This window comes from Paenibacillus sp. OK076, from assembly GCF_900110055.1.
Classification (GTDB): domain Bacteria; phylum Bacillota; class Bacilli; order Paenibacillales; family Paenibacillaceae; genus Paenibacillus.
The window spans coordinates 1-12,877 of sequence record NZ_FOCH01000011.1; the positions used below are offsets into that span (position 1 = coordinate 1).

Below are 12,877 nucleotides of genomic sequence, written 5' to 3' on the forward strand. Positions count from 1 at the left end.
TGTATTAGGCATGCCGCCAGCGTTCGTCCTGAGCCAGGATCAAACTCTCCAATAAAGTATTGAAAAGAGCGATAAGCTCATTTTGAAACTGACGAGATTAAAAATCTCATTGTTGCTTCGAAATCATACCGTCCGAAGACGTGTACCGATTTCTCAGCGTTGATCTTGCAAGCAAGATCGTTACTCACTCGTTGTTCAGTTTTCAAAGATCAAACTCAATAATTTTCTTGCTTTTTCATCACCATTTTCTCTCAGCGGCGACTTTTATAATATACCATACTTCGTTTGTTTCAGTCAAGCTTTTTTTGAAATTCTTTTTTCGAGTTCTTATCAAACTCAATCATTTCGTCAAAAGCATTTAACCAAGCAAGCAAAGCAACGAGATATAATGTACCATATAAACATCGAAGGAGTCAACTACCCAAACAAAGAAATTTTCAAACCCAATAATAAACCAACACCCGGCAGTCCTAGAATGCTTACAGTACCTATTGTGGCAGGGTTCAGCGGGATGTATGCTCCAGTGATCCAACCAGAATAATTAACAACATATATCCCCACCGCAGCCAGTACCAGATGAATCCCGAATGATGTAAAGAAGGATAGCCCAATCCGTTTTCTAAACAAGATGATTATCAGCCCTAGTAACGACACAACAAGCACACTACCTAATATAAGACTCTTCATACTTAACACCCCCATAATTGAATGTCACACCTCCACCTACATGCTCACTCCCCGATCACTTATAACTGCCTTATTAATCCCTACACGTTTAGCACGCTTCAAATGAATCTGATATTTACGCTCCGCGGCCTCCAGCACATAGATCGCATAATCAATCTCATCCTGCCCCTGCGCCTCTTCAAACTGTCTGACAGCCCGTTCCCACTCTGCCTTGGCTTTCTGTATATCTGAATAAATCTGTTCCTCTTCCATCTCCTTTAGCATTCTTTCACGCTTCTCCACCGATCTTCCTATATTTCGCCATATAAACATAAGCTCGCTCCCTCCTAATCAGCACGACATATTCTCATACATATCAGGGAAAGGACAAACTTAGAACTGAGCTAAACAATTTAATGAATCGTTAATTTAATCTCAACGAAATTCTATGATACATCAGTAGAAATGAGAGGCTTTACATTTAAGCGACATTTCAAAGAGTATTAAAACAAAAAAAGAGAGCCCAAAGGGCTCTCTAAGTAATCCAAACTTATCTATTCTTTTCAATTAGGAAATCAATCATTATAGGCGCATACTCTTAATAAGAAACACGCACAGCTATCTCATTTCCCTGCGCCCTTCCAGCGCCTTGGAAAGAGTCACTTCATCCGCATACTCCAGGTCGCCCCCAACAGGCAATCCATGGGCAATCCGAGTCACCGAGATCTCAAACGGACGGACCAGACGAGAAATATACATCGCCGTGGCCTCACCTTCGATATTCGGATTTGTAGCCAGAATCAGTTCTTTAACTCGCTCATCGCTTAAACGGGTCAATAGTTCCTTCAGACGGATATCATCCGGACCTATCCCCTCCATAGGAGAGATTGCACCCTGCAGCACATGATAGTATCCGTCAAATTCCTTGGTACGCTCCATAGCCACCAAATCTTTGGAATCCTGAACGACACAGATTACCGAGACATCCCTGGATTTATCCTGACAGATCCGACACGGGTCAGTATCCGTAATATTACAACACACCGAACAGTAATGAAGATTCCGCTTCACACTGACGAGCGCTTTGGCAAAATCAATAACGTCATCTTCCTTCATGTTAAGCACATGAAAAGCTAGTCGCGCCGCAGTCTTGGGGCCAACACCCGGCAAACGGGTGAAAGCATCAATCAGCTTCGCTATCGGTTCGGGATAATACAATCGATTGCGTCTCCTTTGATAGGATCAATTTTAATTAAAATAATCCCGGAATTTTCATACCGCCTGTGAATTTACCCATATCCTGGTTCGCAATTTCATCCGCTTTGGTCATTGCGTCATTGACTGCTGTCATAACCAGATCCTGCAGCATTTCTACATCTTCTGGATCAACCGCTTCTGGCTTGATAGTGATCGCCAGCAATTTCTTATGTCCGTTAACTTCAGCAGTTACAACACCGCCACCAGAAGTACCTTGGACTGTTTTGTCCGCCAGTTCCTCCTGTGCCTTCAGCATTTGCTCCTGCATTTTCTTCACTTGTTTCATCATTTGGTTCATGTTGTTCATGATTATTCATCTCCTTTGGTATAGTTATCGCGCCAGGCGCATGTATATCTATTCTTTGATCACTACAAGGTCCTCACCAAAGAGCTGGATGGCTTCATCAATCCAAGGCTGCTTGTTGCCTGAACCGCCGTCTTCATGCTCAGGTTCAAGCTTAAAGTCCTCCTTTGGCGTTTCAGCAGCTCCTTCCATCGCTCCAGTCCAATCTTTGAGCATCATCGTCACAAGACGCGCTGAACGTCCAAGCTGTTCAGACAGCACCCGTTCAATCACTTCGCGATTAGCCTGCTTCTCCGTAGTTTCACGGTGGATGTTGTTCTTAAACGCCACCAGAACATTGTCTTCCAGCACCGATACAGGTTCACCATCCATAAACCAGGCGTGAACGGTTACTTTCTCTTCTTTGACGCGCTGCAGGATCTGCCCCCACTTCTTGCTAACCTCCGTAAACTCAGGAGATCCCTTATGTGCAACATACTGATCAAGCTGTGCAGGTAACTTCGCTGGCGAATTGCCTCTCGACACCGGAGCTCGTGTTGCCGGGCGTGAAGGAGCACTTGATGCAGCCTCTCCCCCAGACAAACCGCTCTTAAGCGCACGATCCAGCTTTTTCTCCAGTTCAGCAAGCTGTTGCTTCAGTCGGTTGATCTCCCCGCCATCCACTGGCGCGGATACAGCAGGAGCAGCGCCGGCCGAACCCGCCATCTGACCCGATGACGCCCCTTGAGCAGGAATACTGCACAGTTTAAGGAGAGCTACTTCAAACAGCGTCTGCGGCTGTACTGCATATTTCATCTCACTCTGGTACCGGTTAAGTGTATCAATCATCTGGAACAGCTGTTCCTTGGTGAATGATTCCGCCATATCACGGAACGACTCGGGGTTAAGTACCCGATCCGTCAGTTTATCGGCATCCGGCACCATCTTAATCATAAGCAAATCACGGAAATAATAAAGCAAATTTTCCATGCACTTGTCCGCACTCTTACCTTCATGCATGAACCCTTCGATCATCTGCAAAATATGACCTACATCGCCCTTGAGCAGAGAAGCAGCCAACTTTGCAAACTGTTCGGAAGGAATGCCTCCGGTCATATCCATAACCTGCTGATAGGTCACCCTTCCATCTGTAAAGGAAGATATCTGATCCAGGACACTGAGTGCGTCCCTCATTCCCCCGTCAGACAGACGAGCAATATACTGGAGTGCGTCCTGATCGGCTTCCATGCCTTCCTGTTCACAGATCAGCGTAAGTCGTGCTGTCTGTTCTTCCAGAGACACTCTGCGAAAATCAAATCGCTGACAGCGAGAAATAATTGTTGCCGGAAGACGATGGGGTTCTGTCGTTGCCAAAATAAACATCACATGTGGCGGAGGCTCTTCCAATGTTTTGAGCAGCGCATTGAATGCCTCTGTCGTCAGCATGTGCACTTCGTCAATAATATACACTTTCTGCCGGACTTCAGTCGGGGCGTATTTCACCTTTTCCCGAAGATCGCGGATTTCTTCAACGCCACGGTTGGATGCGGCATCAATTTCCTGCACATCCATCACAGCGCCAGTCGTAATCCTGCGGCAAGCTTCACACTCGTTACAAGGCTCAGGCGCAGGCCCGCGTTCGCAGTTTACAGCTTTGGCCAAAATCTTGGCGGCACTCGTCTTCCCTGTTCCTCTGGGCCCGCTAAACAAGTAGGCATGGGAAGTCCGCTGTTCACGAATCGCGTTCTGCAAGGTCTGAATAATATGCTGTTGTCCCACCATATCTTGAAACGACTGGGGACGCCAAGCCCGGTATAACGCGATATGCTCCATGATGCGTTACCTTCCTTCCACTTCGCATTCGAGTCCTTTGTCGTTCCCCCATTATACTATATTCCGGGGTGAATCCAAACTTTATCTGACTCATCATACGTGGTTTTTTTAGACATATCAAAAAGACCTCTGCATACATACAACTGCAAAGGTCTCTACATTTAAATGGTAAGCCGTGCACCTGCTATCGATATTTGCGATCCAAGCGGCACCCCTTAACAACAGCTCGGGCTAGGCGACCCTCCGGCACAAGAGTGATCTCACTTATGGCTGCTTCCTTCCGGACCTGACCAGGTTCATGAGTACTCATTGCGGAGGACCCAACCGTCAACACCACGTTAAGGGACCAAACCTCACATCGACAAAACCTCTAGCAGGAATTCAACCTCGCTGTAGCGGATTGCGAGTTACAGGGCACCGCTACCTCCCCATCTAGCACGGTAAGAAATAGTATAACTTAAGGTTGTCTAAATTGCAACCGGAGCGAAAAGGGTAGCAATATAATCACATGAAAATATATAAAAACCCCTGCCGGAACGGCAGAGGTGATTTGGATGTAATAGACAGACAATCCCCAGGGAATTGCTGAATTAGATTCCGTATTTTTTCTTGAAACGATCAACACGGCCGCCAGCATCGATAAACTTCTGTTTACCGGTGAAGAACGGGTGGCACGCGGAGCAAATCTCTACACGAAGTCCGTCTTTAACCGAACCAGTCTCAAAAGTATTCCCGCAAGCGCAAGATACTTGACCAATCGTGTATTTAGGATGAATTGCTGCTTTCATTACCTTTCACCTCTTTCCGCCCTGAGCCTCAAGCGGACCCAGAGTAAATGGCACAACATCGAAGATTATAACACGGCCTAATGCCGGTTGCAATCCATTATTGTCAAGAGGTGATCAGACGTTTAGGACGTGCCATTCCAGCTGGGGGAACATGCGTGTAAGAGCCGATAACGACATCAGGCAGCTCTTCCTCAAAGATCTCAATCATTTGCTTCATACCCAAAATATCACCTTGAGCCGGAGGAATCAATTCCAGATAGCTCTCCGGGTCAATATTAAGATTACGCATTTGAATAAGACGCAACTCGGTTCTGCGAGCAAACTCAATCATCGCTTCAATCTCTTCCTCACGATCTGTTACTCCCGGGAAGATCAAATAGTTGATCGACGTATATACGCCCTGGGAAGCGGCGTATTTCATCGATTTTTCTACATTGGCCAGTGTATATCCGCGAGGTTTGTAGTATGCATTGTAGTGGTCATCCAGAGCGCTGATTGTACTTACACGCATGAGGTCAAGCCCTGCATCAACAATACCTCTCATGTGATCATTCAAACCGGCATTGGTGTTAATGTTGATATATCCCATGTCGGTTATGGAACGCACTTCACGGATGGCTTCAATAATCAATTTGGCCTGTGTGGAAGGCTCCCCTTCACAACCTTGACCAAAGCTGATAATCGATTCCGGCGTCTTCAAGTGCTCCAGCATTACTTCAACGATTTCGTCCACACGCGGACGGAAATTCATCCGGGTCTGCGGAGAAACGAAGCCACTATCATCCGGTTGCTCGGAAATACATCCGAAACAGCCTGCGTTGCAGGAATAGGATACTGGAACTCCGCCTTCCCAACGATTCAGGAAGGTGTTGGACGAAGTCAGACATTCATACCCGAGCGCACAATTGGACAGATGGGTATAGAGACGGTTTTCAGGATATTGCTTCGTTAAACGTTTAACACCCGCACGTACGTCATCCCGATCACAGTTCAGCGGATTCCATTGATCTGGATGATCCGACATCCGGGCAGTGACGTAAAACTGACCATCTTTCCACACAACAGCCGAGTAACCGAACAAAGGCAGTTTGTACTCTTTATCCGTCTTTACATACCCCGGCAGACACAACCGAGTGAACCCTTGCGGAAGCAAAGCCCCAACCGCCTGTGTATCGCTAGGCATTGGAAGCATTTCGCCAGTATCCGGGTCCATACCAATCGGGCGTGTACTCGGCAGTCCAACCAGCGTTGCACCTTCCGGCAAAGGAATCAGCTCATCCTCCATAATTTCGACGATCATATCTCCACTGCGGGCCAACCCGTACAGGGAAGGATGATCAAATACATTACCTTTTTCATCTGCGTATACTAAATACATGATGTTCTCCTCACATCTAATGGGTTAAAACCAAACGACGAGTATATTGTTAATCAGCAGCAGCGCTGCAAAATTTGAGTTAAATCAACGACGTAATGCTAGGTAGTTGTACCGGACGCCGCAGTCTGTCTTGGCGAGCGGCGAGTCGTAGTCGATCCGGAGTTGCTGGTTGGACTGCTGCTGCCAGCTGTATCAAATGCCGCCAGGAATTCAGCGTTCGTCTTGCTATTACGCAGTTTTTTCAAGAAACCTTCGACAAAGTCGTGGGAATCGTTCATATTTTTACGAATCGCCCAGATTGTATCAAGTTCTTCCTTGCTCAGCAACACTTCTTCGCGACGTGTACCGGAACGACGAATATCGATAGCCGGGAAAATACGACGCTCGGCCAGCTTACGATCCAGATGAAGCTCCATATTGCCCGTACCTTTAAATTCTTCATAAATGATATCATCCATACGTGATCCTGTATCAATCAATGCTGTAGCCAGGATCGTCAGGCTTCCGCCCTCTTCCACATTCCGTGCAGAACCGAAGAAACGTTTAGGACGATGGAATGCTGCAGGGTCAATACCGCCACTAAGTGTCCGTCCGGACGGTGGGATGACCAGGTTGTATGCACGAGCAAGACGCGTAATGCTATCCAGCAAAATAACGACGTCTTTTTTCGCTTCAACCAGGCGGAGCGCACGTTCCAGCACCAATTCCGCAACTTTGATATGGTTTTCTGGCAGCTCATCGAACGTAGAAGCCACAACTTCCCCTTTAACCGAACGCGACATATCCGTAACTTCTTCCGGACGTTCATCAATCAACAGGACAAATAGTTCAATTTCTGGGTTGTTGGTTGAGATGCTGTTGGCGATTTCTTTGAGGAGTAGTGTTTTACCCGCTTTGGGAGGTGCTACGATCAATCCGCGCTGTCCCAGTCCTACCGGGGCGAGCACATCCATAATGCGTGTGGACAAATGGTTGGGGGATGTTTCGAGAACCAGTTTCTTCTGCGGGTACAATGGGGTTAATGCCGGGAAGTGAAGCCTTTCCGCAGCCGCCGATGGATTCTCACCATTTACAGCGTTGACTTGCAGCAAACCGAAGTATCGCTCGTTTTCTTTAGGTGTTCTACACTTACCTGATACGAGGTCACCTGTTCTTAGGTCAAACTTGCGAATCTGTGAGGCTGAGATGTAGATGTCTTCCGTACTTGGCAGGTAATTGATCGGACGAAGGAATCCGTAGCCTTCAGGTAGAATTTCGAGCACACCCTGCATGAACATCAATCCGCTCTGTTCAGCTTGCGCACGTAGTATAGCGAAGATCAATTCTTTCTTTTTTAAAGTGCCGTAGTAGGGAATTTGATATTTTTTGGCCAGTTTGTAGAGGTCCGTTAGTTTCATTTCTTCCAAATCGGAAATTTGTAGATCCATATAATAACCACCTATTCAATTAATAAGTCCGTGAAATGGATAGTTTCGCTTGATGTTCCGGCTATAAGAGCAGCATCGTTCTGCATTTCTCTTCTGTCCATTGTACGGAATGTAACCGTTATAATGCAAATACTTGTCTTTGAGTGTAAGTTTCCGGGCGGGATAGCCAACTTTCGGCAAGATCCGCTAGTGAGTGAACACGAATACATGAGGCGTTCGATCCGGGCAGACCGGCTATGGAGCGCAGTTCAAACAAAACCGGGGTTTGGGGAAAAGGAAATGATGTTCTTAAAGCCATATGAAGTCTGACTCAAAAAAAGACCCTCCGGTAAAGGAAACAGGAACATTTCGTCTTATCCCGGAGAGACTGAGAACTCTATTAAAACAGGTTTACCCAATTACTGAAAGGATATGCAGTTCTGCCAAAATAATCATTTGAATACCGTAAAACTCGTCATACAATACAGAATTAATCGGTTTCTCGCCACACATCTGCACCTAGCAGACGCAGATTGGTTACTAGATGATCGTACCCGCGGTCGATAAATTCAACGCCTGTCACTTCGGTCACACCTTCACTGACGGTGAGACCCGCGATCACCAGCGCGGCACCGGCGCGAAGATCGGATGCTTTTACCTTGGCCGCATTCAGTGCACTGCCTTCAATAATAGCCGAGCGCCCTTCCACACGGATTTTGGCACCCATGCGTACCAATTCAGGAACGTGCTTGAATCGGTTGCTATATACAAAGTCGCTCAGGACACTCACACCCGTTGCCTGTGTCAATACACTAGTCATCGGGGACTGCAAATCCGTTGGAAAACCGGGATATACGAGCGCCTTAACGTCTACATGATTGTAGCTTGGTTTGCCAATGACACGAATACTTTCGTCGAGTTCTTCAATGCCAACACCCATTTCCAGCAACTTTGCCGTCAAAGCCTCCAGATGTTTAGGAATGACATTGTCAATCAGAACGTCGCCACGCGTCGCAGCCGCAGCGATCATATACGTACCTGCTTGTATACGGTCCGGAATGATAGAATGACGGCAGCCCTTAAGCTCCGACACACCTTCAATGCGGATCGTTTCGGTACCCGCACCCTTGATGCTGGCACCCATTGAATTCAAAAGTGTTGCTACATCTATAATCTCAGGCTCTTTAGCCGCGTTTTCGATAATTGTAGAGCCTTTGGCACGAGTAGCCGCCAGCATGATGTTAATGGTTGCACCTACACTGCTTACATCAAGATAAATCTTTGCTCCGCGCAGCTCTTTGGCATGCAAATGAATGGAGCCATGTTCGTTCGTTACGGTTGCGCCAAGCGCTTCAAACCCTTTGATATGTTGATCAATCGGACGAGGCTCAAAGTTGCAGCCCCCGGGCAAACCAATGGTTGCTTCTTTAAAACGCCCAAGCAGTGCTCCCATCATATAATACGAAGCACGTAGCTTCTTCACGGGACCATTCGGCATGGGAATGGATTTAATATCGGAAGGATCGATCTTCATCTGACTGCCTTCCCAGTGTACACGAGCTCCGAGTTCCTCCAAAATTTCTGCATAAACCGCCACGTCACTCAAAAGCGGCAGGTTGTCCAGCACGACTTCTGACTCGGCAAGCAATGCTGCAGGAATAAGCGCGATGGCGCTGTTCTTGGCGCCGCTTATAGTTACAGTTCCCTGTAACGGACGTCCGCCACTAATCATCAATTTTTCCATAAAGCTTAATGTCCCCCTACGTGTTTTGCAGCCGGTTAACGGCAATACGTGCTGTTGGCTTTCGATGTAGAAATAAGGCGTGAAAATGGAAAGACACCGGCTAGGCGGTGTTCTTTCCACTTACACAGTATGGAACTGGTAAAGACAAATTACGCTTTGTTGTTGGAACCAAACTCGCGAATTTTACCTTTAACGGTTTCTTTGATTGCATCACGGCCTGGTACGATGAATGTACGTGGATCGTAAGCATCTGGTTTAGCTGCAAGCACTTCGCGAACCACTTTGGAGAACGAAATTTGGTTCTCAGTGTTCACGTTGATTTTGGAAGTTCCCAGGGAAATGGCTTTGTCGATATCATGTTTAGGGATACCTGTACCACCATGCAGTACCAGTGGAACGTTAACTGCATCGCGAACTTCTTCCATTTCTTTGAAGCCCAAGTTAGGCTCGCCATGGTAAGGACCGTGTACGGAACCAAGAGCCGGAGCCAATGTGTCGATACCTGTTTCTTTAACGATACGTACACACTCGTTCAGGTCAGCGTACATGATACCACCGATAACGTCGTCTTCTTGTCCACCAACAGTACCTACTTCGGCTTCTACAGAAACGCCTTTAGCGTGTGCATATTCAACAACTTTTTTAGTCATTGCGATGTTTTCATCGATAGAGTGGTGAGAACCGTCGATCATTACGGATGTAAATCCAGCATCGATCGCTTCTTTACACTTGTCAAAGCTGGAACCGTGGTCCAGGTGAATCGCAACTGGAACGGTGATTTTCATGTCGTGAATGAGTCCTTCTACCATTTTAACTACTGTGTAGAAACCGCTCATGTGACGCGCTGCGCCTTCGGATACGCCCAAGATTACTGGGGATTTCTCTTCTTCAGCAGCAGCAAGAATCGCTTGAGTCCACTCAAGGTTATTGATGTTGTATTGACCAACTGCATATTTACCTTCGAGTGCTTTGTTCAACATGTCTGTCATAGATACTAATGGCATGGTTTCAATCCTCCTAGGGGTGTTGGGTTGTGTCTATGGTTTTTAGCCGAAATCACATACGGGCTTATTATACCACATCCCATGTCAAATACTAAACAAGCATTTGCAAAAATGCTGTGCTTTGCAGCACAGTTTTCATAGACACAGCATGATGACGTCCCCATTTCCAATATTCCCCGGATGTCTGACTGAAATACCTTGTATGCCCACCCGTAAACTCTCACAGCCTCACACGCAAAAAAATCCTGTATCTACAGGATTCAGCTGCACTTATTCGCAGTATCATTTCGAAGCTGCATATTGACTGCCACTCGCATTTCATCGATATCAAACGGTTTCGTAAAGTGCATGAGCGCTCCAAGATCCGTAGCTTCTTTGATCATGTCCAGTTCACCATAAGCCGTCATCATGATGACTTTGATATCCGGATCAATTTCCTTAATATGTTTCAGAATTTCCAGGCCATCCATGCCAGGAATCTTCATATCAAGCAGCACAAGATCAGGTTTGTCATTATTTACTATCTCCAGGGCGATCTTCCCATTAGGCGCTTGGAACGTATTATATCCTTCGCTGCTGAACACTTCCATTAACAGGATTCGAATACCGTTTTGGTCATCAACTATCAACACTTTTTTATTTTCCACTGAGTAACCTCCTAGAATTAGGAAAGCATGTACGTCTGAATCTGGATAACAATCCCATAGTCGTCATGATAAGTATTCTACCTTACCCATTGAAATCCTGCTTACATCCCAAAATGCCAAAAACCATTTTCGCTTAACTTTACGCACTAAAAAAGGATGCCCCTGGCACCCTTATCGGCTGCCAAGAACATCCATTTATTTATAACTTAATGATCAATACTTATTTCCCAGCGTTCTCCAGAGAAGCTTTTACAAACTCACGGAACAACGGCTGCGGACGGTTCGGACGGGAAGTGAATTCCGGGTGGAATTGTACTGCCAAGAACCATGGGTGTCCCGGAAGCTCCACGATCTCAACCAGACGTCCATCCGGGGATGTACCCGAGATTACCAGACCGGCTTTTTCGATCGCTTCACGATATTCATTGTTGAACTCATACCGGTGACGGTGTCTCTCATAGACCAACTCATCATCATAACAAGACATTGCCAGGGAACCTTCCTGAAGCTTACAAGGATACAGACCCAGACGCATTGTACCACCCAGGTTTTCGATATCTTTTTGTTCAGGCAACAGGTCGATTACCGGGAACTCTGTAGCCGGATTGATTTCGGAGCTGTTTGCTCCAGTCAAACCAACGATGGAACGTGCATATTCAATAACGGAAACCTGCATACCCAGGCAAATACCGAAGAACGGAATTTGTTTCTCACGGGCATAACGAATCGCAGATACTTTACCTTCAATACCCCGATCACCAAATCCGCCTGGTACGAGAATTCCGCCTACGCCGTGCAACAGATCGCCCACATTCTCATCGGTGATATCTTCGGAGTGAATCCAGCGAATCTTCACATCAGCATTGGATGCAAATCCTGCATGAGACAAGGATTCAACAACACTCAAATAAGCATCATGCAAAGCTACATATTTACCTACAATGGCAATCTCCACTGTATGCTGCAGCTTGTTGATACGGTCAACCAGCCCTTCCCACTCGCTCATATCCGGTGCAGGAGTAGTCAGCTTCAGGTGGTTTACCACAATCTCATCCAAACCTTCTTCACGCAGGTTCAAAGGCACTTGGTACAATGTGTCTGCATCACGGCATTCCACCACGGCATTTTCATCAATGTCACAGAAGAGAGCGATTTTGGCTTTCATATCTTTGGACAGCTCATACTCTGTACGGCATACAATGACGTTCGGTTGAATTCCGATACTGCGCAATTCCTTCACACTGTGCTGCGTTGGCTTAGTTTTCACTTCGCCGGCAGCCTTGATGTAAGGAATAAGTGTTACATGGATGTACATGACGTTGTCACGACCTACATCACTCTTGATTTGACGAATAGCTTCCAGGAACGGCAAGCTCTCGATGTCACCCACCGTACCGCCGATCTCCGTAATAACAACATCCGAACCCGCTTCACGTCCTGCGCGGAATACGCGCTCTTTGATCTCGTTCGTAATGTGTGGAATGACTTGTACCGTTCCGCCCAGATATTCCCCGCGCCGCTCTTTGCTGATGACGGAGGAGTATACTTTACCAGTCGTGACGTTGCTGTTTTTGGAGAGGTTGATGTCAATAAAACGTTCGTAGTGGCCAAGGTCAAGATCCGTTTCCGCGCCATCATCCGTTACAAAAACCTCACCATGCTGATAAGGACTCATTGTCCCCGGGTCGATATTGATGTATGGATCAAATTTTTGAATAGTTACCTTCAACCCTCTGTTTTTCAGCAATCTGCCCAGCGAGGCAGCCGTTATCCCTTTGCCCAGGGAGGACACAACTCCGCCCGTCACGAAAATATACTTTGTCACTATTATTACCCTCCTAATATAAGTACAGAAATTCAGGCGATATATG

General features: G+C 46.7%; 12 protein-coding genes and 1 other RNA gene. All 13 read right to left on the reverse strand.

What is annotated here, in order from left to right; translation table 11 throughout:
- Positions 1 to 417: 417 nt before the first annotated feature.
- Complete coding sequence (locus tag BMY78_RS31580) at positions 418 to 687, reverse strand: pro-sigmaK processing inhibitor BofA family protein (RefSeq protein WP_090905314.1); 270 nt, start codon at positions 685 to 687, stop codon at positions 418 to 420.
- Positions 688 to 723: 36 nt separating this feature from the next.
- Positions 724 to 951 (reverse strand): DUF2508 family protein, encoded by a 228-nt coding sequence (locus BMY78_RS31585; protein WP_090905375.1) that lies wholly within the window; start codon positions 949 to 951, stop codon positions 724 to 726.
- Positions 952 to 1,284: 333 nt separating this feature from the next.
- Complete coding sequence (gene recR / locus BMY78_RS31590; RefSeq protein ID WP_062329683.1) at positions 1,285 to 1,884, reverse strand: recombination mediator RecR; 600 nt, start codon at positions 1,882 to 1,884, stop codon at positions 1,285 to 1,287.
- A 34-nt stretch (positions 1,885 to 1,918) separates the two neighbouring features.
- Positions 1,919 to 2,230, reverse strand: a complete 312-nt coding sequence (locus BMY78_RS31595) for a YbaB/EbfC family nucleoid-associated protein (RefSeq protein ID WP_024628773.1) — start codon at positions 2,228 to 2,230, stop codon at positions 1,919 to 1,921.
- Positions 2,231 to 2,278: 48 nt separating this feature from the next.
- Positions 2,279 to 4,039, reverse strand: coding sequence for a DNA polymerase III subunit gamma/tau (gene dnaX / locus BMY78_RS31600; RefSeq protein ID WP_090905316.1), 1,761 nt, complete (start codon positions 4,037 to 4,039; stop codon positions 2,279 to 2,281).
- A gap of 173 nt (positions 4,040 to 4,212) precedes the next feature.
- Positions 4,213 to 4,480, reverse strand: an RNA gene (ffs, locus tag BMY78_RS31605) — signal recognition particle sRNA large type.
- A 149-nt stretch (positions 4,481 to 4,629) separates the two neighbouring features.
- Complete coding sequence (gene rpmE, locus BMY78_RS31610; RefSeq protein ID WP_024628775.1) at positions 4,630 to 4,827, reverse strand: 50S ribosomal protein L31; 198 nt, start codon at positions 4,825 to 4,827, stop codon at positions 4,630 to 4,632.
- Between the two features lie 103 nt (positions 4,828 to 4,930).
- The gene (locus tag BMY78_RS31615) at positions 4,931 to 6,205 is read right to left on the reverse strand and encodes a radical SAM family protein (RefSeq protein ID WP_090905318.1); all 1,275 of its coding nucleotides are present in this window, start codon (positions 6,203 to 6,205) and stop codon (positions 4,931 to 4,933) included.
- 98 nt (positions 6,206 to 6,303) lie between these two features.
- Entirely contained in the window at positions 6,304 to 7,632 is a 1,329-nt protein-coding gene (gene rho, locus BMY78_RS31620) for a transcription termination factor Rho (RefSeq protein ID WP_090905320.1), read from the reverse strand.
- Positions 7,633 to 8,101: 469 nt separating this feature from the next.
- Positions 8,102 to 9,355, reverse strand: coding sequence for a UDP-N-acetylglucosamine 1-carboxyvinyltransferase (locus BMY78_RS31630; protein ID WP_063567653.1), 1,254 nt, complete (start codon positions 9,353 to 9,355; stop codon positions 8,102 to 8,104).
- 149 nt (positions 9,356 to 9,504) lie between these two features.
- A complete protein-coding gene (gene fba / locus BMY78_RS31635; RefSeq protein ID WP_090905324.1) occupies positions 9,505 to 10,359 on the reverse strand; it encodes a class II fructose-1,6-bisphosphate aldolase in 855 nt (284 codons plus the stop codon).
- A 260-nt stretch (positions 10,360 to 10,619) separates the two neighbouring features.
- Positions 10,620 to 11,006: a response regulator gene (locus BMY78_RS31640; RefSeq protein ID WP_024628781.1), complete on the reverse strand. Its 387-nt coding sequence runs from the start codon at positions 11,004 to 11,006 to the stop codon at positions 10,620 to 10,622.
- A gap of 220 nt (positions 11,007 to 11,226) precedes the next feature.
- Positions 11,227 to 12,831 carry a CTP synthase gene (locus BMY78_RS31645; protein ID WP_090905326.1) on the reverse strand — a complete coding sequence of 535 codons (1,605 nt, stop codon included), beginning with the start codon at positions 12,829 to 12,831 and terminating at the stop codon, positions 11,227 to 11,229.
- Between the last annotated feature and the right edge of the window lie 46 nt (positions 12,832 to 12,877).